This is a genomic window from Aliikangiella marina, from assembly GCF_007004765.1.
In the GTDB taxonomy this organism is placed as follows: domain Bacteria; phylum Pseudomonadota; class Gammaproteobacteria; order Enterobacterales; family Kangiellaceae; genus Aliikangiella; species Aliikangiella marina.
This window is the reverse complement of record NZ_VIKR01000006.1, coordinates 301,882-323,062: the sequence shown is the minus strand read 5'-3', so window position 1 is coordinate 323,062 and position 21,181 is coordinate 301,882. Positions and strand designations below refer to the sequence as shown.

At 40.1% G+C, this 21,181-nt stretch carries 29 protein-coding genes and 1 tRNA gene; 17 read left to right on the top strand and 13 right to left on the bottom strand.

The window, feature by feature from the left end; all coding sequences use genetic code 11:
- The first annotated feature begins 34 nt into the window (after positions 1-34).
- From FLL45_RS20930 to FLL45_RS20885, 11 genes are all read left to right on the top strand, one after another.
- Complete coding sequence (locus FLL45_RS20930; RefSeq protein WP_142944016.1) at positions 35-451, top strand: site-specific integrase; 417 nt, start codon at positions 35-37, stop codon at positions 449-451.
- Positions 417-701, top strand: coding sequence for a tyrosine-type recombinase/integrase (locus FLL45_RS20925; RefSeq protein ID WP_142944015.1), 285 nt, complete (start codon positions 417-419; stop codon positions 699-701). The genes FLL45_RS20930 and FLL45_RS20925 overlap by 35 nt, the downstream gene beginning before the upstream one ends.
- Positions 701-1,108, top strand: a complete 408-nt coding sequence (locus FLL45_RS20920; RefSeq protein WP_142944014.1) for a hypothetical protein — start codon at positions 701-703, stop codon at positions 1,106-1,108. The genes FLL45_RS20925 and FLL45_RS20920 overlap by 1 nt, the downstream gene beginning before the upstream one ends.
- A gap of 184 nt (positions 1,109-1,292) precedes the next feature.
- Positions 1,293-2,132: a hypothetical protein gene (locus FLL45_RS20915; RefSeq protein WP_142944013.1), complete on the top strand. Its 840-nt coding sequence runs from the start codon at positions 1,293-1,295 to the stop codon at positions 2,130-2,132.
- Positions 2,133-2,233: 101 nt separating this feature from the next.
- Positions 2,234-2,395, top strand: a complete 162-nt coding sequence (locus FLL45_RS22855; protein ID WP_185964572.1) for a hypothetical protein — start codon at positions 2,234-2,236, stop codon at positions 2,393-2,395.
- Positions 2,396-2,918: 523 nt separating this feature from the next.
- Positions 2,919-3,197, top strand: a complete 279-nt coding sequence (locus FLL45_RS20910) for a hypothetical protein (RefSeq protein ID WP_142944012.1) — start codon at positions 2,919-2,921, stop codon at positions 3,195-3,197.
- A 9-nt stretch (positions 3,198-3,206) separates the two neighbouring features.
- Positions 3,207-3,722, top strand: a complete 516-nt coding sequence (locus FLL45_RS20905) for a hypothetical protein (RefSeq protein WP_142944011.1) — start codon at positions 3,207-3,209, stop codon at positions 3,720-3,722.
- Between the two features lie 8 nt (positions 3,723-3,730).
- The gene (locus tag FLL45_RS20900) at positions 3,731-4,081 is read left to right on the top strand and encodes a hypothetical protein (RefSeq protein WP_142944010.1); all 351 of its coding nucleotides are present in this window, start codon (positions 3,731-3,733) and stop codon (positions 4,079-4,081) included.
- Between the two features lie 64 nt (positions 4,082-4,145).
- A complete protein-coding gene (locus FLL45_RS20895) occupies positions 4,146-4,382 on the top strand; it encodes a hypothetical protein (RefSeq protein ID WP_142944009.1) in 237 nt (78 codons plus the stop codon).
- 11 nt (positions 4,383-4,393) lie between these two features.
- Positions 4,394-4,657 carry a hypothetical protein gene (locus tag FLL45_RS20890; protein WP_142944008.1) on the top strand — a complete coding sequence of 88 codons (264 nt, stop codon included), beginning with the start codon at positions 4,394-4,396 and terminating at the stop codon, positions 4,655-4,657.
- Between the two features lie 10 nt (positions 4,658-4,667).
- Positions 4,668-5,573, top strand: a complete 906-nt coding sequence (locus tag FLL45_RS20885; RefSeq protein WP_142944007.1) for a hypothetical protein — start codon at positions 4,668-4,670, stop codon at positions 5,571-5,573.
- A gap of 91 nt (positions 5,574-5,664) precedes the next feature.
- On the opposite strand, the gene FLL45_RS20880 is transcribed toward FLL45_RS20885, so the two are convergent.
- Positions 5,665-7,098 (bottom strand): PKD domain-containing protein, encoded by a 1,434-nt coding sequence (locus tag FLL45_RS20880; protein WP_142944006.1) that lies wholly within the window; start codon positions 7,096-7,098, stop codon positions 5,665-5,667.
- Between the two features lie 86 nt (positions 7,099-7,184).
- A complete protein-coding gene (locus tag FLL45_RS20875; RefSeq protein WP_142944005.1) occupies positions 7,185-7,901 on the bottom strand; it encodes a hypothetical protein in 717 nt (238 codons plus the stop codon).
- A 507-nt stretch (positions 7,902-8,408) separates the two neighbouring features.
- On the opposite strand from FLL45_RS20875, the gene FLL45_RS20870 reads away from it, so the two are divergent.
- Positions 8,409-8,663: a hypothetical protein gene (locus FLL45_RS20870; RefSeq protein ID WP_142944004.1), complete on the top strand. Its 255-nt coding sequence runs from the start codon at positions 8,409-8,411 to the stop codon at positions 8,661-8,663.
- Between the two features lie 288 nt (positions 8,664-8,951).
- Here FLL45_RS20870 and FLL45_RS20865 read toward each other — a convergent pair whose 3' ends face one another.
- Complete coding sequence (locus FLL45_RS20865) at positions 8,952-9,137, bottom strand: terminase small subunit (RefSeq protein ID WP_142944003.1); 186 nt, start codon at positions 9,135-9,137, stop codon at positions 8,952-8,954.
- A gap of 90 nt (positions 9,138-9,227) precedes the next feature.
- Here FLL45_RS20865 and FLL45_RS20860 point away from each other — a divergent pair, with 90 nt between their 5' ends.
- Together FLL45_RS20860 and FLL45_RS20855 are read left to right on the top strand one after the other, a co-directional pair.
- Positions 9,228-9,962, top strand: coding sequence for a hypothetical protein (locus tag FLL45_RS20860; protein WP_142944002.1), 735 nt, complete (start codon positions 9,228-9,230; stop codon positions 9,960-9,962).
- Positions 9,963-9,964: 2 nt separating this feature from the next.
- On the top strand, positions 9,965-10,657 hold the full coding sequence (locus FLL45_RS20855) for a hypothetical protein (RefSeq protein ID WP_142944001.1): 693 nt from the start codon (positions 9,965-9,967) through the stop codon (positions 10,655-10,657).
- Between the two features lie 145 nt (positions 10,658-10,802).
- On the opposite strand, the gene FLL45_RS20850 is transcribed toward FLL45_RS20855, so the two are convergent.
- The 5 genes from FLL45_RS20850 to FLL45_RS20835 all read right to left on the bottom strand — a co-directional run bounded on the left by FLL45_RS20850 (position 10,803) and on the right by FLL45_RS20835 (position 15,399).
- On the bottom strand, positions 10,803-12,755 hold the full coding sequence (locus FLL45_RS20850; RefSeq protein ID WP_142944000.1) for a hypothetical protein: 1,953 nt from the start codon (positions 12,753-12,755) through the stop codon (positions 10,803-10,805).
- 293 nt (positions 12,756-13,048) lie between these two features.
- Positions 13,049-13,213 carry a hypothetical protein gene (locus FLL45_RS22850; protein WP_185964571.1) on the bottom strand — a complete coding sequence of 55 codons (165 nt, stop codon included), beginning with the start codon at positions 13,211-13,213 and terminating at the stop codon, positions 13,049-13,051.
- Between the two features lie 406 nt (positions 13,214-13,619).
- Positions 13,620-13,706: transfer RNA gene (locus FLL45_RS20845), tRNA-Leu, on the bottom strand.
- Positions 13,707-13,855: 149 nt separating this feature from the next.
- Positions 13,856-14,476 (bottom strand): L-threonylcarbamoyladenylate synthase, encoded by a 621-nt coding sequence (locus FLL45_RS20840; protein ID WP_142943999.1) that lies wholly within the window; start codon positions 14,474-14,476, stop codon positions 13,856-13,858.
- Positions 14,477-14,562: 86 nt separating this feature from the next.
- Positions 14,563-15,399 (bottom strand): PHP domain-containing protein, encoded by an 837-nt coding sequence (locus FLL45_RS20835; RefSeq protein WP_185964570.1) that lies wholly within the window; start codon positions 15,397-15,399, stop codon positions 14,563-14,565.
- Between the two features lie 141 nt (positions 15,400-15,540).
- Between FLL45_RS20835 and FLL45_RS20830 the strand changes: the two genes are divergently transcribed.
- From FLL45_RS20830 to FLL45_RS20820, 3 genes are read left to right on the top strand one after another with little or no spacing between them, the layout of a single operon-like run.
- Complete coding sequence (locus FLL45_RS20830) at positions 15,541-16,179, top strand: inner membrane-spanning protein YciB (RefSeq protein WP_142943997.1); 639 nt, start codon at positions 15,541-15,543, stop codon at positions 16,177-16,179.
- A complete protein-coding gene (locus FLL45_RS20825; protein WP_142943996.1) occupies positions 16,179-16,478 on the top strand; it encodes a YciI family protein in 300 nt (99 codons plus the stop codon). Before FLL45_RS20830 ends, FLL45_RS20825 begins: the two co-directional genes overlap by 1 nt.
- A gap of 18 nt (positions 16,479-16,496) precedes the next feature.
- Positions 16,497-16,760, top strand: a complete 264-nt coding sequence (locus FLL45_RS20820; RefSeq protein ID WP_142943995.1) for a BolA family protein — start codon at positions 16,497-16,499, stop codon at positions 16,758-16,760.
- An 85-nt stretch (positions 16,761-16,845) separates the two neighbouring features.
- On the opposite strand, the gene rpoS is transcribed toward FLL45_RS20820, so the two are convergent.
- The 5 genes from rpoS to surE all read right to left on the bottom strand — a co-directional run bounded on the left by rpoS (position 16,846) and on the right by surE (position 21,176).
- Positions 16,846-17,811 (bottom strand): RNA polymerase sigma factor RpoS, encoded by a 966-nt coding sequence (gene rpoS, locus FLL45_RS20815; RefSeq protein WP_142943994.1) that lies wholly within the window; start codon positions 17,809-17,811, stop codon positions 16,846-16,848.
- 208 nt (positions 17,812-18,019) lie between these two features.
- Positions 18,020-18,934: a peptidoglycan DD-metalloendopeptidase family protein gene (locus FLL45_RS20810; protein ID WP_142943993.1), complete on the bottom strand. Its 915-nt coding sequence runs from the start codon at positions 18,932-18,934 to the stop codon at positions 18,020-18,022.
- A 246-nt stretch (positions 18,935-19,180) separates the two neighbouring features.
- The gene (locus tag FLL45_RS20805; protein WP_142943992.1) at positions 19,181-19,765 is read right to left on the bottom strand and encodes a YqaA family protein; all 585 of its coding nucleotides are present in this window, start codon (positions 19,763-19,765) and stop codon (positions 19,181-19,183) included.
- Positions 19,762-20,430 (bottom strand): protein-L-isoaspartate(D-aspartate) O-methyltransferase, encoded by a 669-nt coding sequence (locus FLL45_RS20800; protein WP_142943991.1) that lies wholly within the window; start codon positions 20,428-20,430, stop codon positions 19,762-19,764. Before FLL45_RS20800 ends, FLL45_RS20805 begins: the two co-directional genes overlap by 4 nt.
- Positions 20,427-21,176, bottom strand: a complete 750-nt coding sequence (surE, locus tag FLL45_RS20795; protein WP_142943990.1) for a 5'/3'-nucleotidase SurE — start codon at positions 21,174-21,176, stop codon at positions 20,427-20,429. Before surE ends, FLL45_RS20800 begins: the two co-directional genes overlap by 4 nt.
- Positions 21,177-21,181 lie beyond the last annotated feature (5 nt).

Genomic DNA, 21,181 nt, shown 5'->3' with positions numbered 1-21,181 from the left:
ATCTTTTACTATCAAAAAGAGATGCAAAAGATACATGAGTAAGGCAATTGCATTAAAACCGAATCAAATTAATAAAGTTTTAGATAAAATTTTATTGATGCAAGACTGGCAAACTAAACGGGCTGTTATGGCGATTTCGCATGCTGCTTTAAGAGTAACTGAGATTGCATTACTAGAGGTTAGAGATGTAATCACACCGGCTGGCAAATTAAGAGATGAAGTCTTTTTACCAGCTCGAATTTGTAAAGGTACGAAGTCTCGGACGGTTTGGTTTAGTAATCAAAAAACTAGGACAGCAATCCAAGAATACATCGAATATCGAATTGAAAAGCGCTGGGGTTTAGGTTTAATCAAAGATGCTTATCAAGGGTTAAATCCGGATAGTCGGTTAATATTTAATAACCGCGGTCGGCCGTATGGTTTGGTCACAAAAAAAAGTGAAAATGGTTGACGGTAGCTTGCAGGATTACAAAGCCTGTGAAACGCTCAGAATAATGATTCAGGGCATATATGATAGATGTGGCTTTAAAGGAGCTAGTTCACACACTGGACGCAAATCATTTGCTACTAACGCAGCTATTAGAGGTGTTGATATTGATCGAATTGCTGAAGCTATGGGTCACGACGATTCAGACATGACCTTAAAATATATTCAAATCGATCAGGATAGAATTAAAAGAATGTACGAGGACGCAATCTAATGACTAAAAAAGTTACTCAGGCGAACATCTGGTGGAATGAATATACCAAGGAGCAGTACGGATGGTCTTTAACAATTATTACCGTCGGGCTATTCGGGTGGTTTCAAATTTTTAACTATGTGTCTGAGCCTGCTCAATTCTGGTTTCAGAGGTCTGGTTCAATTATTGTAATGCTAGCCGCGATTGCAGAAGTGCGTGTTTTTTCAAAAATTAAACGGCTAGAAACCCAGGTTCTTATTTCTACATTGATGGCTGATAAGATAGAGCATGGTCTTAAAGCGGCGGGAGATGTAAGTAAAAAAGCGATTGAGCCATGGGAAAAATTTGGTGTCATCTTAAATCTATTTTGGCTTCTGGCCGGAACCATTATTTGGGGATATGGAGACCTAATTTACTCTAACATTTAAATTAAAGGAAAGTTTTAAAGCCCGAAATAATTATCTTTAAAGATTTACTAAAGCTAGATTGCGTAAAAAAATTGATAAGATACAGAGCGGAGCTTTTGAAATATATCACAAAATAGCGTATAAATTTCAGTCAAACCTTGCAGTCAAAAGGAGATTTCTAAAACTTATTAATGGAGAAATGCACATGTACTATAAGATGTTCAATATTACGATAAAATCTATTCTCACATTGCTTTTCGTTAATTTTAACAACCCAATCTTGGCATATGAAATATGTTCCGCAAAGTTTGAGAACCTTCTAAGAAACGAAGAGTTCTCAACCTACTATGATGAAATCTCGAAAAATAGCGAGCAAAATATCGATGTAAAAGTCACTGGAAAAGGAAGTGGTGGCTCGAGCAAAAACAACGCATTTAACAAGGTTAACTTTATTCACACTGCAAGGTCTGTTCTAGATGTTGCTGGCTTAAAAGCAGTATTAGATAGTTGCACTGGAGATGAACCTGGACTAAGTTATCATGGCTATGACACCAGAAAAGATTTGTTTGTGTTTTTTAAATTCAACCGAAAGTATGAAGGGCAAAAGCCATTAAAGTTGTTTTTAAAAAAAGCTGTAACCGAAAATCTCCAATGTCAATTCGATAATTTAAAAGATAGTAAATTCTATAACAGCTATACCACAATACCCTGTAAACGTTTAAATACGTTGCCATATCGATTTAGTCTACCAACAAATTATTTTTCTATAGAAGCTTCACCGGATAAAGGAGCATACCACGAAGTCGTCAATATCAATAATGGGAATAAAACTCTGGACTCGAGAAGAGCTAAATGTCCAGGTAATATGGTGGTACGCATGTGTGAAGCCAACTTAGTCGGCAATTCAGGTAACTTAGGTAGTCAGTGTGGAGTAGATATTGGATTTAATTACTGCGGAGTTAAGTCGAATGTTGTTGTTGGGAACGGGCAAAAGTGTCAAATGATTGCGCGATGTACGAACGTCTTTCGCAATAAAATTAATTGACGGAAAGTTTATCGTCTCTTGAATTTGCATAGCTGCTTATGTCGTGATAATAATCGAAAAGGAACATGTAAACACACATTCACAAAAAGGAGACAAAGCACGTGAACAACCACTCAGGAAAAAGTAATAAAGTAGAACCACCAATAAAAGAGCTTTCCTCCAATGATCAAAAATTAATTGAAGATCACGCACTCACATATTTAAAAAGAACGTTTCTGATTGTCGTGTTAATGTTTGGTGTGACGGGAGGGGTTGCTTTTTAGGGTGGTAAGATAATTTACGAGGGAAAACTTAACGAAATCAGCGATACTTTAAAAGTAGAAGGAAGAGACACCCTTCAAATCGCACTCCGCAGTTTTGAAGAAAAAACATCCGAAAAATTAAACAATCTTGAGAACACCTCAAATAGCGACCTACCCGAACATATTCGAGAACGAATAGTAGATTTAGAAAACAAAGTAAATGAGAATAAAATTGTTTTTAGTCAAATCGAACATAGGTCAAAAAGGTTTGAAATCAACGCAGGCAGTATCGCTGATGGTGCATCAGATTGCCGTGAAAATGAAATTGTTCTTAGTGGCGGGTTCGAATGTGTCTCTAACGAGTATTTTTGCCGTGACTTAGTCATACACCGCAGTCTGAGAACAAGCCAAACAACCTGGGCAGTTAAAGCGGAAAATAGAGGTCAAAAAAATAGAATTGAATTTCGAACCTGGGCTGTGTGCGGTCAGTATTCTGCAACTAATACACAGTAAATTTTGTCAAAAATAACCTAGGAAAAGCTCATTGTCAGAACTTATATCTCGAAAGGAAATAACTGCAATATTAAAAGATATGAAGTGTCACAAATGTAAGCAAGGTGTTTTTCATCCGACTGTTGAGTTGTCAGTTGAAAACACCAATCCCAAACAGTGGCAGCACAGGTGCACCAGCTGTAAGTATGAGGTTTATTTGACCAAAGTCTATCCTCTAATCGAATATAAAGAGAAAGATTTCATGTTTGCAGATTCACTCCGTTTTGAAAGAAACCCTAATGAAGTAAGTTTGCACAGCACTAAGACCTAGGAGTATGGGATGAAAATTGTCACAAGTAGCAAGTCATTGCTTGAGCAGTCGGAAAAATTACTCGCCTCTATAAAAGAAATAGAGGAAGCGTTTAATTATTCCGAAGCAGATAGAGTTCAAGAAGTCACACACAAACTTGTTGAATTCTACCGAAACCCTCATTCATCACATCTTGAATTCTCAAAGAAGGTTTATGATGCAATTAATCAATCCAAAGCTATGGCGGAAAGTTTAGAAGAACTTATTGGGAGCGACATTAGTAGCCAAAGAACAACCCTTAGGCACGAGCTAAGAGAAATTTCCTCAAGAGCTATTTATGCTTGGGTGCCTTGGTTTTCTACAACTCTAAGGTGGACCGCTGGAGTTATTTTAGCTGTCCTTCTCTACTCTACGCTAGTCTATTGGTCAAAGCTTTCTAAAGCTGAAGAATGTGATGCTAATGATAAAAAGTGTGAAGAAATTCAGTGGGAGTTTGTGATCCCGATAAAGGACTCTATCAATCAATTCGTTACATCAAGTAAATAGGGTGAATTATGTCTATTAATGAAATGCGTGAAGGTTATACCGCGATTGTTGAGCACGTCAGCGATAACATTCAAGAAACAATTCAGGGTGATTGGCCGGTAGATTATGACTTGGAGTCCTGGGAGTCGATACTCAAGCAAAAAATTGAGGAAGTTGCGCCAGTTGGTGAGATTCTGGATTTAATCGTTATCTATATGCTCCGCACTCACTCTATTGGCAGTGCAGTCAACACTCTGGTTGCGACCGAACGTAACGAAATCAGATTAGACGGAAATGCGGCAAGTCAGAATACGATTTTTGAGGAGATTGCCAAGTGCGGCAATCAAAGAATTGGGACAACTGGCCTACTCCCTTGTTAGATTTATGCAAAAAAGCCGGCTTTACCATGCGCGGTATTCGTGAATATAGGCAAGAGCCAGCCTAATGGAAGAAGATCCAAGAGAAAAGTTTTACAAGCAAATGGAGCCTGCGTATGCTATGGCTAAGCGTGATTCAACTATTTCTATAATAAAGAAGTATGGGCTGGTAATATTCGTCGTTTTGCTCATCATTCTGAATAGTCTCGGTTCGAACAAGTCTACTTGCAACTCAAATGAACCATCTAGTGAGCAAGATTCGCATTGCCATGCGGAAAACTATAGTTACCCGGGCGAAGACTAAAGGAACTTAAAATGATGATGAAAAAATCTCTTATTGCAATTATTTTAACTTTATCGCTAATTTCTATTCCAAAAGAATGTTTTGCGGGACAACAAGAGTTTTGCAATGGATTTAAATCAGGTTATATTGCTGGTTACATGCGCGCATCGGGAAGTAACTTAGACCCGTTGACTCCGATGTGTCCTACTCAACCACTAAAAGGCTCAGGGGAACCAAAATCTGATTACGAGCATGGTTATATGATTGGGTATGAAATCGGCTCTAAGAAAATTTAAAGGGATTTGAATGAAAGATTCAGAAAAAAACAGGTTCAAAGAAAAAACGTTTGAAGAAGAGCGCCAAAAAGTACTTTTCTCATCCTTTATGCGCCGAATCGTTTTACGATTGATGGTCGCTGCGTTGATTTTATTGGCCGTTTCTTTCTTTCTGGTAGGAAATGACTTTATCAGTAATGACTTATATAAAATAATCTCTTTTTCCTTTTATTTTTCATTCGCTCTTTTTTCCTTGCTATTGCTTTTGGAGCTGGTTTTTGATGTTGATGTGTTTGGTTGGTCTGCTACTTACTTTGATCAGCAGCCAAATATTCTTAAGCAAGATGACAAAATAGCGAATAGTTCAGGTATCGAGGTAACAAGTGACGAGAGCTTGATAAGCCTGCTCGATGAATCGTTAGACAAACAACCATTTGATCTTTATTACACTGACCTTATTGTTGCGTCTAGAAAAATCTCAAAAAACATGCAAAATAGAGCCGGTATTTATCTTTTTTCTGGAGTAGTAATTGCGGCAATAGGAATCTTTTTGTTTTATCTTCAGGTTCAAGAATTTTCAAACAATAGTGGCGCGTTAGAGGATTATTTATCTAATATGTGGCCATATGTAAGTATTTTACTTTTTGTTGAGTTTATAGCGCTTTTTTTTCTGCGGCAATACAAGCCAGCGATGGACGAGTTCAGACATTATGATTCTATTACCCGAAGTAGAGAGGACGCGCTAGCAAAGCTTAAATTAATTAATGAATTTGATGATAAAGAATTAGTGATAAGAATTTTGGACAAAATAGCCTTGAGTTCTTCCCCACATGTTTTAGAGAACGGTCAAACTACTGACCTAATCGAGTCAAAAAAGTTTTCGAAAGACGAACTTGAAATATTTAAGAAAATCATCGACAAAATCAATATGGGTTAATTTTTGATGGGTTTTGCGTTTCAAAAATTCTTATATACCCCACCTGGATTGGTGGGGTATGTTTGTTTAACTCCTAAGCAATTTGCAAAGTTTAGTTTATTTCACAATTAGGAAATCTAGGAGGACAGTCCGGTGGATCAATTGGGTCTCCCCCGCCACCTCCGCCGCCGCCAGATGATGGAACATCGATAATAGTCACATAGTTTGAACTGTTTGAGCACACACTGCCCAAGCACGCCTGAACAAAATAAGTATGCTCTATGTTATCAACCATAAGATTTCTGTAAATAATCTCCGCAGTGCCTGGAACGTTCTTCCAAAGCTCCCAATTACCAGTTCCAATTTTACGCCACAATTTGTATGACGTTGCGCCCGGGGAATCTGTCCAATTAAGGAAAAATGATGACGAGTTAGATGTCGAACTCATAGTCGGAACTGCTGGCGAGATGTTGAAAGATACTTCTTGGCTCGCGCTCAGACCTGTCGAGTCACTTACGGTAAGTCTGACTGTGTATGCAGCTGCTTTTTGGAAAGTGTATTGAAAGTAATTTGTTCCAAATGAGTTATGTACCTGAGTCCCATTTTCAAAGACATACCAACTAAATTGAATAGCATCCCCATTTGGGTCGTATGACTTTCCACCACTGAAATTAAATGTAGAACCGACTGTGTAAGAAGGAGAATTGGTTATTTCTAGAACCGGAACCGGAGGCGTAGGTACTTCGTCGGTAGTAACCCACTTACTTGCAGCTAGTGAGTTTAGATTCATCTCAGCTATGTTATTGTGCTGTGAATCACCGATTGGATAGACATCGACATCGTAGTTTGTTTCATGGTTATTTATGAGCGATGAAAAAAGCGCCCAACTAATCCAAGCTTCGTCCTGAGCATTCGGGTATTTGGCTTCCCATTCTTCTCTTGACGCCATAATTGACCAGTAAGCTTCTTTTTCTCCTGCAGAATTTAACCGAAGCCCAACATTCCCGCAGGCAGGGCACTGCCCAGGGCTTGTAGGATGGTATTCAGAATGGTCAGCTCCGAGTAAGTGTCCCAACTCATGAGCCACATGATCGCCCAGGTTTACTTGATATGAATAAAGCGAATAATAGAATTCGGAAAATAAAGCGCTCGCATAAGCATAATATCTGGCGTTAGGTGTATTACGAGTCAATGTATATGCCTTGCCAGTCGCGACTGAATCTGGTTCTGTTCTCAATAAAACAACTATATCCGCATTGTTTAAAGCTTTGATTGACTGAACATCATCGTTAGTCCTCATTTCTTCGAGGTCTATAGACATGGAGCGAGTACAACCTTGATTCAATGTTGTTACACAAGTCATTGAGTTTGGAACAATGCTCATTGCTGGTCGCTGACCTTCATGCGTTACACTTTTGAATCTAAAATTGGCTCCTACAGCCTCCAAATTGAGATTAATGTTGGCAAGCTCTAATTGAAGCTCGGCAAATAAGGTAATTAACGGTACAGCATTGTTGCTAGTACTCGCATAGTGATATTCGTACAAAAATTGTACGTTAATTTCAATGGGATTGCTTGATGAAGCATTACTTGATGTGAGCGTCCCTTCAGGTATTAAAGCTAAAGATTCTCTTAAGTTTTTTTTTGCTTCTCTAAGATTGGGTCGCTTTTAGGAATAGGCATTTTATCATCCCCGGGGAGCGGTTTAGTAGCTTTAACCTCTTCACTGGTGTATTCGTATACACTGATAAACGCTTCTTCTTTATCTCCATTCCGGCGAAAAACTACTCTCAGGTCGTCGGTATTGAATCTACCACCTATATACCCGTTGCTCGCCACATGCATCTGATGTTTTCCGCTACCCATATATTCATACTCAACTAAATAAGTAGTATGGCTGTTTTTGTTTTCTAAAGACCCGTCTGCTAACAACCTTGGAGACTTAGATTTAACTATGCGAAGAATTGTCGTATTTTCCGACAATACATTACCTTGTTCAAAGTTCACATCGACTTCTAGTTTTGCGGCTTCGTTACGATCTAATTCTAGAATGTTATTCGCAGAACCCCCTTTGCTGTTATAAAGATGGTCAATATGTTGGAAGAATGACATTGCTGTTCCTGTACTGACCTGAGTAGTATATTGATAGTTCCCCTTGTTACTCGTAGAAAAGTCGGATACTCGCAAAGATCTTTTGCTAGCATCAATTTTTGCTTGGTTATTAACAAATATCTGAGATGCAGAAACTTGATACTTATTAGATAACCCTGCTGGAGATTTCGACGAATTGGAGCCGCCGCATATTCCTGCGGCACTATAAAAAAGTAATAGTAATCCTATTATTCTCATTAGTTTTCCTTGTTTTTAATTGATTCAGTTAGTTGTTTAAATTATTCGACCCAATAAATCTCTGTCATAAAACTTTTGGGCATGAATAAGAAAACTTATCAAATACGTCCCTACTCGCCAATCTTAACGTATCTTGTCTAAGAAAGGGTTTAGAATTCGAGAAAATGTAAATAAATTATCTCAAGAACATATTTGCCGCGTATTCTAAATTAGTTATTTGAGGAAGTACTATAAATATTCGGACAAAAGTTAGTAAATTTTCGCCATTTCGATAAGATTTGTACAAAAATCATACTGACAGGTTATTTTTTAAACATAGATTTTTCATACTTCTGGTATTTTTAACGAAGCAATTTTTTCTAATGATCGTTCTGGCCTATTCCTTGGCACGCGATTTATGCTCTTGCTTTTTTATATATTCGCTCAAGAACTGTTATACCAAATATACATTGAGACTAAAACTCGTATATTATCCCCAATAACATATCCAAAACAAAGGACTAACATGTGAATAAAATAGTACTCTTGCCGATTTTGTTTCTCTTTACTTCACAGCCAACATTCGGCTCATCAGAAGTTTCCGCGAAAGAGTGCAAAGGGCTTGATGAAAAAATTAACACCGTCAAGGAAAAACTGAAAAATGGATACACCTCAGGGCGAGGCGAAGGCCTTAAGAAAAAATTACGAGAATTGAGGTCTTTACATCACACTTGCCGCAACAAGGGTTACTCAACCAAAAGTCGAGATCAAGAAAGGGACTAATTAGTAAAAGTTAGAGGCAAATCTATATAATGCTACTACACTAAAGCCAACAACTACTTATGTTAATGAAACTGAGTTAGTTGCCCCAAACGCGATTTATCCAGGCAAAACAGCATAGAGAAATTGTTCATCTGTCGGAAGTTTTCTCGTATGTTGTACGGTTAAATTGGAGTGAGTCAATTAATTTTTTAGCCATCCCCTTAATCTTGAATGCCTACACTCAAAAACTCCTTTCAACCTCTGCCAGCTCCACTCAGTAGTGATACCAAGCTCTTTTTTTAGTCTGGATTAAGTTCTCTCAATTTCTGCTTTTATGTTTTCTTTTTCGAGATTCTGATGTGCGACCTGTCTCAAGGTATTGTCATTACCCTTATAACCGGCATCTCTTGCAGCTTGAACGCCATTGCTACCGTTTGCGAGATAGTTATCAATGAACGAGCGCTGCTTGTCTGTAAGCTTTGGATTCGTTTTCATAACCCAAATAACATAACAAGGATTCGATTTCCAAAAATCTATCCAGTTGGGTAGAATCTTCTGAAAATGAAAAGCTAAAGGAATGTGCTTATGAAAGATAATGTAGAGATAACTAGAAAGATTGTTGTTGGATTCACTATAGTCTGGGTAATTTTTTGGATTATTTATGCAGTTTCGGCATCTACGAATCTGGATGAATCAAACTATAACAACTGGGGAGATTTTTTAGCAGGCACTTCTGCGCCACTTGCATTTGCATGGCTTATCTACGGCTACTTCATGCAAGCAAAAGAGTTGAAAAAGAACTCAGAGCTGATAGAAAAGCAATTGACGGAAATTAGAGAATCTGTAAAACATCAAGGCTTGATAGCTGAAGCTACAGAAACGGAAGTACAGGTTAGCAAAACTATGTTGGAGAACGAACAAAAGAAATATGAAGTTCAATTTTCGCCACGATTCGTTTTTAAACAAGCTGTGGCTGGTGGAACACCAACAGCTGGTTTTATCCAAAAAAAATTAGTCTTCTGCAATATGGGGCTAGAAGCCCATGCCATAAAGATAAGTGGTCACAGTTTATCCTACCAATTGAATGTAAAAGACAACCACAAACCTTCAATTGCCGAAAGAGAAGAATTCTCTCTAATTATAGAGTATTCAGAAGGTCTAGAAAAAGAAAAGAAATATAAGATGATAATCGAGATCGATTATGTAAACTGTTTAGGATATGAATCAAAATTGTTTTTAGCAATCGAATTTACTAAAGGAAATATTGTGGTTTTCCCTGCACTCCCAAAACAAATACCAAGTTTATCGAAAGGATCCTGATAATGGACTTAAAGATAGTAAAAAACATCGTCGTAACGTTCTCAATCGTGTGGGTGGTATTTTGGGTATTGTATGGGGTATCCGAATCTAGCAATTTAAAAGAGTCTTTCTTCAATGAGTGGGGCGATTTTTTCGCAGGTACCGCTGCTCCTCTAGCATTTGCATGGTTAGTTCTCGGTTACTTTCAACAAGGTAAAGAGCTTAGCGAAAACACTGATACGCTCAAGCAACAAATTACAAAACTAGAAGAATCATTAGATTTGCAAAGACAGCTCGTCGAAGCCACGAAAGAGGAGATGAATGTCTACAAAGAAAAAATAAGAAAAGACGAAGAGCGCTATTATCTTGAGAATCAACCTCGATTTGTCTGGTTAAAAACGAAAAAGAGACCTATGTCGATTGGCGATCTTGAGCTAATTATGGACGTCTCACTCAAAAATATTCAAGCCGAAGGATATGAGATTGTTTTTTCAATCAAGTCTAAAAACCTACCATGGGTACGCCTAGAGTTTAACTCCTTTCCCGTTATTATGCGTGGACAGGAAGTAAAAATTTCATTTGCTTTGTCTTCTAAAGATATAGATTTTCGAGAAGATATTTTAGTCGATGCAAACTACATTAGTCGGTTTGGGAAACCAGAAACGCAGTTATTAGATTTCAGATTTAATGAAAGCGGCGATTTGGATTGCGTGTAATTGAAGCCGAGCTATAACTAAGCCCGGCAATTGATGCACTTTATAGCAGTTGATAAATACCGAGTATAAAACCCCGATGCTTAAATTCCGGCTTTATCTCAAATAGAAAGCTCTGGAATCGGTCTCTTTAATTACAATATAAAAACTACAAAGACTTCATGCTACCAATTATAACGGGGATGCGATATTCACTATCGTCAACCTTCCAAGTTATCGGCTGCAACTCCAATTCGAAAACCTCTTCATTAATTTCAATATCATATGTATTCTTACCACTTTCACCACCTGTTGCTGAATCTATTAAACCAATTAACGAAGCTACTGGACATGCCACCAGAAACTCTGGATTATCCAATATTATCGCCTCTAAAATAGACCTATCTAACTTAGATCTAAGTTCCGATTTTTTAAGCTTATAATAGTGAGTAGTAATGGCCTTTTCACTTACTTCTATTTTAGTTCTTGTAGCGTTTAAAGCTACATTTCCATTTAATGTTATTCTTTTTTTGATTTTTACAGATGTCGGCAATGTACAACTAAGCAATGTACCTACTGCTCCGGTAGGTGTTATCCTGACATTACCTTTAACTTCGACATTTATATTTGCCCTAGCGAACAGCTTAATCTCACTTAAATTTGAAGTAGCGGCCACACGCTCTAGTGTAAATGTCGACTCTTGAGGATCTGTACCTAATTCACCAGTAATACTACCCATGTGATCCATTCCTAGTCCAGCTGCCACACCACAATCCACGGGATAGTTCAATACTTCATCTGGATTTAGTGCCACACACGCAGTATTTGCTGTTGCTTTTATAGTCTCACATAACGCCTTTTCAACTCCTTTTCCTGTATAGCAAGCAGCAATCTTTAACCCTTTACCTGCTTCACAAAATGCTTTTCTTGCATGGCAATCAAACTGAAGAGCTTTACAACCGGAATCGCAATGCAAGTTTTTTTTGCATTTATCAGCACTGTCACATTTTAACTTATCGCTATTTGCTCTCCTGCATTTAGAAATCTTTTTACATTTTTCGCTAACCTTAGAAGCTTCTATTTTCGTATCAATTGATATAGGTTTAGGGCATGGCTTACCTGATACACTATAATTCAGTTCCTCTCCCAGTAAATTAAAAGCGTATGACAATAAAAAGTCACCGACGACTGCATAGTTAGGCTTTCCTAGCGCCTCCTGAACTACACTGTCCTCCAATTTGAAAGAACGTGTTTTTAAGCTCTCAACTTCCTCTTCAATCATCTCAAAAGTTGGCACATTTAATTCCATATTTAGCAAGTTGTTTTGGCTTTCATCTAAATCAATTAACCTTGGTTTTGCAAAAGCGATTATTTCAATTCCTGAAGGCTTAATGACTACTGCACTTTTTAAAATGTCGGCAACAACACTCTTTGAGCTGCCCGAAGACTTCATGCACTTTTCACCCTTAAACAACTCGCTAGGATTAATATTTGCTAAAGTAAATGACTCTTCAAACGGTTTAGCCATGGGGATAAGTTTGCTAAAGTAAGGCAGAAGTAAATTGATAGTGTTTTCTACCAATGTTATAGAGAGTGGATTCTCCTCTTCGGAAAAATCTGTATTTATCATTCGCAAATGCTCTAGAGATAAATCAGACGCGATGACTGAAAAAGACAAATTACCTTTGTTTAGTAGTGGTACGGCATACACTTCTAGGGTTCCGGTAATTTCAAAATCGGAGTCTTTGCTACGAAAACCCTCTAATCTAAACCGAGCAACTATCGCTTGCTCTTTTAGAAAAGTCGTCTCTAGGAATGCACTTTTTAGTGGAGAGCCTTCATCTCCTCTCTGGCTATCAAGCGATTGTTTTATTGCTGTATTGAAATGGCTAACGTCATGCCTCAGCCAAACATTAGCATTTGGCATGCTTTTTATATTTTGATAAGTTTCAATTCTTGACTGGGTCGTTAGTTCACTTAAGTTAACAGGCTCTTTAACTTTATTATACACTTCAACTAACTTGGCTAGCTCTTCTTGATATTTTTCGCCGCAGCTGGATAATAAAATTATTACAACTGGGAAGAATAAATACCGCAAAAGTAGAGATACGTAAGAATTCATACAGCCTCCTAGCTTTAAATATTATTTAACTACTCCATTAATAAACATTGATATTACATGATGCGATAGAGAACTATCGGATAACCAAACCTAGGCTAGAGAAATTTTTTGTAAGTTACAAGAAAAACATATCTACTTTGCGAAACTCAATATCCGAATCAGGGAAACCACTTCGAATGTAATCAGTGCAAGGGCTCCCATATAGAATAATTTAGCATTATCTCACTTACGAAAAGCCGCGTAAGGAACATGGCACGGCTCTTCTCACTATTTATAAATAATTAAACTGATGTTTAAGTTTCAGGCAAAGGTATCGGAACTGCATTTGCTGTTTTGTCCTCTAGATTAACCGTTCTAGCTGTCCGCACTCTAATCGCCCGAGTGAATCCAGGCGCACGGGCTGTATCACTGGGCGTAAAGTCCACCCATTGCTCCGGTGGAGCTGTTTTATTACTCATAGTCCTATACCTAATCTATAAGAAAATCCTAGCGATCCGTATACAACTGCATTTGGGTCCGCTTCTGTTAGAACATTCCAAATTGCTGATACTCCCCCTATATCGGGACAAACTGTCAAGTTAGCTAGAAAAGAATGAGTCAAATTAAAGCTTGATTTTAGCTTCTGAGACTCAAAGGCTAAAGGCTCAGGTAACTTTGGAGGAATTGACTAAGAGAAGCAATTCGATACAGGTCATAAGACGCTCAGCCAGGTACATACTTACAACAGAAAAACACAGGTTGTAGACACAGTAGAGACTAAAAACAGCGCTCAAGATGTCAATAATATTAGGAATATGATTTTAGGTTTTTATTAGGAAAGAGGTTTTTTGTCAGTGAACACTATCAGCGTAACACTAGAAAAAATGGTACCAGAGGGCGGACTCGAACCGCCACACTCTCACGAGCGGGGGATTTTGAATCCCCTGTGTCTACCAATTTCACCACTCTGGCTTGGTTTTGAGCGAGCAATTATAATGTTTGTTTGATTAAATGCAACGGATAAATGACAAGAATCTTGATAATTACTCGCTGAGTCATGGGTTACCCAAAATTCTGTTTGTTTAATAAACAAAAAACTCAAACTGTTCATTGAGTTCAAGTTAGGTAAAGATATCTGGATCTCCTGCACCTTGACGTATTACCCTCGGATAGCCCTCAAGCATATCCACAACCGTAGTTGGCACATCATTAACGTGCCCACCATTAATCACCAGATCGACCTTGCCCTTTAGCGTCTCATAGATTTCTTCTGGATCAAACAAAGGTTGCTCTTCATCAGGCAAAATCAAACTCGTGCTCATCAACGGCTCGCCCAACGATTCAAGTAACGCCATAGTGATTGCGTTATCCGGTACACGAATACCGATGGTTTTTTTCTTTGGATGTTGCAAGCGATTGGGGACCTCGGGTGATGCTCTCAATATAAAAGTGTATGGACCAGGGGTATGATTTTTGAGGAGTCGAAAAGACACATTATCAACCCGAGCGAACATCGCTAATTCGGATAAATCACGGCAAACCAAAGTAAAATTATGAGACTTTTCAAGCTTGCGAATTTGGCGAATTCTGTCGAGGGCCTTTTTATCTCCTATATGACAACCAAGCGCGTAACCCGAATCAGTCGGATACACAATCAAACCACCGTGACGTACACAAGCGACAGCTTGCGATATCAAACGCGGCTGGGGGTTATCGGGATGTATCTCGTAAAACTGGGTCATTCTAAAATCTCAATTGATTATTGAATACAGACAGCTGAAACTGATGCCGACACGAATGATAACACGCCAGATAATTGAATAAAGTTTTAAATAATAGTTTCTTTCAAGTGAGGGATTGTCGTATCCAATGGAGGAAACCGGCCTAAATCAGTCCACTTTAGCCCAGGAAAATGAAAGTCAGAGCCACTGGATGCCAGGAGATCGTTTTGCTCTCTATGAATTTTTAACCAATTCATCTTGTCCGGATTTAAACTTGGGTAAGCCATTTCGATCCCGTCACCGCCACACTCTTTAAAAACCTGAATTAACAGGCTCAACTTGCGATTGGTCAGAGGGTACCGAGTTGGGTGCGCTAGCACCGCTTTACCCCCTGCGCCTTGGATTAGACCCACTGCATCGATGAGTGGCATCCAAGACTGACTGACCTTAACTTTACCTTTTTTACCAATATATTTTTTAAACGCTTGCTGCATATCTTTAGCGTGGCCAAGTTCGACAATAGCGCACGCAATATGGGTCCGGGTTATCACTTCAGTCGCTAACTCGAGTGTTTTACTCAACACACCAGTAATGCCTAACTTCTCTAACTTCAAACAGATTTGTTGCGCGCGTTCTTTGCGCTGGTCTTGCTGAATCTTTAGTGCTGATTGTAATCGGTTATTCGCCGAATCAATGGCCAAACCAACGACATGAATTTCCCCAAACTCGGTCGCCGCAGACAACTCAACACCATCAATAAGCGAGATAGGTAATTGGTTTTCTTCGATATGACTTCGAGCAATCGCGAGACCGCTAACACAGTCATGGTCGGTTAACGCTAAGTGTTGAATATTTCGCTCAAGCGCATAATCAATAAGGTCAGCGGGCGACAGCCCACCGTCAGACTGAATACTGTGACAGTGAAAATCAAATTTATCAGACAAGAATACGACACCTAACTGAGTTTGTTGAGAGTATATCAGATTTCAATAGCGTCGCTGTGGCTTCTTAGATATGATTAGCCGCTCAATATCTTAGACAACAGGTAGTCTCGCATTTGTGTCTACCGAATTTATATAAAAACCATGAAATTACTTCTCGACTATTTTCCAATCATTATTTTTGTTGGCATCTACTTTTGGTCTGGTGCAGAACAGCCAATGTACCCCGCTGTGCAAGGACTTATCGTGGCTTCATTTATTCAAACAATTGGGGTTCGAATCCTGACAGGAAAGTTTGAAAAGCTCCACCTATGGATTTTAGGTTTAACCGTAGTATTAGGCGGAATGACGCTGGTATTTCGAGACCCCCTTTTCGTGCAATGGAAAGCGAGTGCGGTGTTATGGTTGACCGCGGTTGTGTTACTTTACAGCCAATTGGTCATGAAAAAGCCTTTGATTCAGCAATTATTTACTTCTGCGCTTGAAGATGAAGAAATTGATGTTCCCGATAAAGTATGGGCTCAGGTTAACTACGCGTGGCCACTGGTTAATTTTATTTTCGGCTTTATCAATCTTTACGTCGCGTTCAATTTCTCCGAAGCGTTTTGGGTCAAGTTTAAGCTATTTGGTATTTTTGGTATGACCTTTGTCCTGATAGGTTTTACGATTTATAAGCTGTTTCCTTTTATTTTGGAAGCAGAAAAACAAAAGGAAATTGAAGAGTCAGCTAACGAAGAAAGTCCTTCTGCTGAATCCGTCACTCAACAATCGCGAGAAAATTAATGCTCTACGCTATCATTTCACAAGATGTCGAAAACAGTTTACCGCTGCGAAAAACTGCAAGAGAAGCACATATTGAGCGACTCCAAGCGCTCAAGCAATTGGGACGCCTTGTTATTGCAGGCCCCCACCCAGCCATTGACTCTGAAGAGCCTGGTGAGGCTGGGTTCAGTGGTAGTCTGGTGGTAGCCGAGTTTGATTCTCTCCAAGCGGCGCAAGATTGGGCAGATACCGACCCCTATATTACAGCGGGAGTCTATCAGCAAGTCACCGTTAAGCCATTTAAAATGGTACTTCCTTAGAACTTCAAAGGTTTAATCATGGACAACCAATATCGAATAGAACAAATTCAGACGATCCTTTCTGAAACCTTTCAACCCTCACAACTTGAGGTGATTGACGACAGCCACCTTCATGCAGGTCACGCCGGAGCGAAAGAAGGCAAAGGCCACTTCACTGTTATTATCCGATCGGATGATTTTAAAGATTTAACCCGCCTAAAGCAGCATCAGGCGATTTACCAAGCGCTCGGCAGCCTCATGGAAACCGACATCCACGCATTAGCAATCAAGTCGAGTAGTTAAGCTAAGGAATCGCTCAGATAGAAAGGGATAACACAAAAAAAAGCGCTTCAAATGAAGCGCTTTTTGGTACTTTCGATAATCACTTCTATACGTTAAAAATACTTGATAAACTTAAACCTTGTCGCTCCAGCATAAACCGCAATCTGCGCAAAGCTTCCACCTGGATTTGACGAACTCTTTCGCGAGTCAAACCAATCTCCAAGCCGACGTCTTCAAGGGTTGCCGCCTCATAGTTTAATAGTCCAAAGCGTCTCGCAAGCACTTCTTTTTGCTTTTCACCTAACTGGTTCAACCAAAACTCGATGCTTTGTTTCAAGTCTTCTTCTTGAAGTCGGTTCGATGGGCCACACTCACGCTCATCAGCAATGGTGTCGAGCAATGGTTTGTCGTTATCCGCACCTATTGGGCAGTCAACTGACGATATTCTTTCATTTAACCCCAGCATTCTTGCAACGGTTTCAACGGGCTTATCAAGTTTCTTGGCGATATCTTCAGCAGTTGGTTCGTGATCGAGCTTTTGTGCAAGCTCTCTAGAAGCTCTGAGGTATACATTAAGTTCTTTTACAACGTGAATCGGTAATCGGATGGTCCGCGTTTGATTCATTATTGCTCGTTCGATGGTTTGACGAATCCACCAAGTGGCGTAGGTTGAGAAGCGGAATCCGCGCTCGGGATCAAACTTTTCTACGGCACGTATTAAACCGAGGTTGCCTTCTTCGATTAAATCAAGCAGTGCTAATCCACGGTTGTTGTAACGACGGGCAATTTTTACGACTAAGCGAAGGTTGCTTTCTATCATGCGTTTGCGCGATGCTTCACAGCCCTTAAGCGCTTTTCGAGCGAAGTAAACTTCTTCTTCTGCTGTGAGTAACGGGGAAGCGCCGATTTCACCAAGGTACATCTGAGTGGCGTCAAAGCCACCATCGCGACGACTCGGCTCAGATTTGTACTTTTCTTGCACCTCAATTTCAGCTAGATGTGATTCGCTTGGTTCCACTAAATCGATATCTGATTCGATAACTTCTTGCTTTTTTGCGTTCTTAGTTGCCATTTTTTGCTCTCCACCATGAGGACAATTGCCCTAGAAAATTTTTTGTAATGCTTGGCTATAAATCGTTGTTTTTTGGGGGTTTGTGTACAAATACCTGCGAAAATATCTTACTGTACACAATGTACTTTTTATTAGCCTTACTTTGTGTATCGACCACCTCTCATATAACTTTAGATTTTTAAAACAAATATTTAAAATTTCTTTTGCATCATTTTTTCGGCAAATAATTCATTGGATCAACCGGTTTGCCTTTGTAGCGAATTTCAAAATGAAGCTTGTCTCTTTTGGCACCACTTGAGCCTATATCGGCAATACGTTGACCCGCTTTGACAAACTCATTTTCCGACACATGCACTGTTTGATTATGCGCATAGGCACTCAGGTAATCATCATTGTGTTTAATAATGACCAGGTTACCATATCCTCTTAATCCATTTCCTTTATAAACGACTTTACCAGGTGCTGTCGCTCTTACAGGTTGCCCGCGTTTACCCGCGATATCCAAGCCTCGATTCGCATTGGTATTTGCAGAAAACTTCTCGATCACCGGCCCTTCGGTTGGCCAGATCCAATTTAAATTACTGCGCGAGCGTTTCGTGTATTTTGCGGCAGCGGGACGATGATAGGCTTTCGTTTGCGTTGCTTTGGTTCGACTTAGGGTTCGTCGGTCAAGTTTTGCGACTCTCACTGAAGGACGGTTTTGCTTGGTTTTGGCACGAGCAACTTGCACGCTTTTTCGTTTCGGCGCGCTTGAGCTTGAAATGATAGGCTTATTGAGTACCTCGCCGTAGACGGCCGCAACAAGACTTTCTTGATCAAAAACGTTGACCTCATCAGATTTACGTAGTTTGAGTTTTTGTCCTGGATAGATTCGGTTGTTTTTAATCTGATTGATATGCGCGAGTTGCTGATGATCAATCGAGTGCATCCAAGCGATAGAGAAAAGCGTATCTCCTGGTTTGACTGTGTAGATAGATTGATCGATGGAACGGGAAAAACTATTTTGAGCGCTTTTTGCGTAAAGATCGTAAACCGGTGCGGGACGATGCTCAGAACAAGCGACAAGGCTCCCCGCTGCTAGCAGGCTAAAAAGAGTTTTACTTGAAAACGCTTTTAAATTCATCGCTGTTGATTTCCAAATATCCAGAGCAACGCTGGTACTTTCACTAGTTGTGGCGCAACTGAAATAACTCTCAACCCGTTACAACTAACCCGTTACAACCGCCTAACAAGGCTTCTAACTCTTTGAAACAAAACAATATTTTAAAGCCGCTTCAATTAATCGAATTGCTCTAACGGCCACCTTGCAAACGTCAGAATTAAGATTTTAGATTAAGAAAAGCCTTTAACTATTTGTTTTGCTTGAGTATTAAGTATATTTGTACAACAAATAAGCCAAAATAGCAAGAATCACCACGCCCCAGCCGAGATAATCGATAATCTGGTGGAGTTTTCGCTCCATTTTCTCGCCACCGGCAATAATCAACCCTGCGACTAAATAGAAGCGCCCTGCTCTGCCAATTATCGAAGCAATGATGAATTCGGTTAACCCAATCGGTACAATCCCCGCGCTTACGGTAACCAGCTTATAAGGGATTGGGGCAAACGCTGACAAGAAAACGATCCAAGCGCCGTCCTTTTCGACTTGCGACATTACGTTGTTGAACGCTTCTAACTTGCCAGTTGATAACAACATCGGTTCAATCGCAACATTGAACAAGAATGCACCAAGAAAATACCCAAAAATCCCACCTAAGACGCTCGTGACTGTGGCAATAAACGCGTAATACCAAGCTTTCTCCAGTCGTGAAAGACACATCGGTGCTAGCATAACATCCACCGGAACTGGAAAAATGACGGATTCAGCGAAACTCATAGTACCTAGATAGTAGGTCGCGTGCCGGTGCCGAGCCCACCTCAGGCAGGACTCATACATTTTAGTGAAAATTTTCACTCAATTGTTCCTCCAAGAAGCGGAACAAACTTAACTTCTTCAATTTTCATCGACGAAATCCCTTCTTCATCTTTTTCAACGAGATACAATTCTTGATTACCATTCGCTAGTGTGACTGGCGTAACCATTCGTCCGCCAATGGCGAGTTGGTCGATGAGTGGTTGTGGAATTTGATCAGGCGCTGCAGTAACGATAATCGCATCAAAGGGTGCTTGCTCTTCCCAGCCGAGAAAACCATCACCATGGCGATGGGTGACGTTGTGTAAGTTCAATGCTTTAAAGCGGTCGACAGCCTGTTTTTGCAAAGGTTTTATGCGTTCGATGGTATAAACGCGCCGGGAGACGCCGGCTAAAATACTCGTTTGATAACCACAACCCGTGCCTATTTCTAAAACATCATTCATCGGCCCACTCATGACCAATAACTCTGTCATTCTCGCCACAATATAGGGTTGTGAAATTGTTTGTCCCATACCGATTGGCAAAGAAGTGTCCTCATAAGCACGGTGGGAAAGCGCTTCATCGATAAAGATATGCCGTGGAGTTTGCTCCATGACTGAAAGCACGTTTTCCTCAATGATGCCCTTATCGCGGAGACGTTGGATCAAGCGAGAACGGGTCCTTTGTGAGGTCATCCCAATCCCTGCCATATTTGTTGTTATCATAATTTTGACATCCACTCTTTTACTGAATTAAAGCTCTGATAAGCAGTAAAATCGATCACCAAGGGCGTTATTGAGACGTAGCCTTGTTCAATCGCATCAAAATCGGTCCCCTCACCAATATCTTGCGGTTCACTCGGCGGCCCAATCCAGTAGACCGGCGTTCCCCTTGGGTCTTCGGCTGGAACAATAGTATCAGCTCTATGCCGACAACCCAACCGGGTTAGCTTAAATCCTTTAATATTTTCAGCAGGCAAGTCAGGTACGTTAACGTTAAGAATAATGTCGGACTTAAGATTAAAATCGGTTAGATGGTTGAGCATATTGAGCATTATTTGAGCAGCGGAATCATAGTGGTTACATTTCTCTCCGGCGAGCGAGACTGCAATAGCCGGATATCCCATGCTTCTTCCTTCCATCGCCGCGGCAACAGTGCCAGAGTATAGAACATCGTCCCCAAGATTAGCGCCGCGATTAATGCCAGCAATCACAATATCAGGAGGCGACTGCATCAGTCGATGCGAGCCTAAATGAACACAATCGCAAGGGGTTCCAGTAACAGAATAAAAACCGTTATCAAGCACCGAACTGCGGATCGGCCTGTCGAGCGTTAATGCACTGCTACTACCGCTGCGATTCTTGTGCGGAGCCACCACGGTAACCTGATGTTCGTTTTGCAACGTTTCAGCGAGGGCAATTATACCTGGAGCATCAGCCCCATCATCATTACTCACTAGGATATTCAACATTGCAG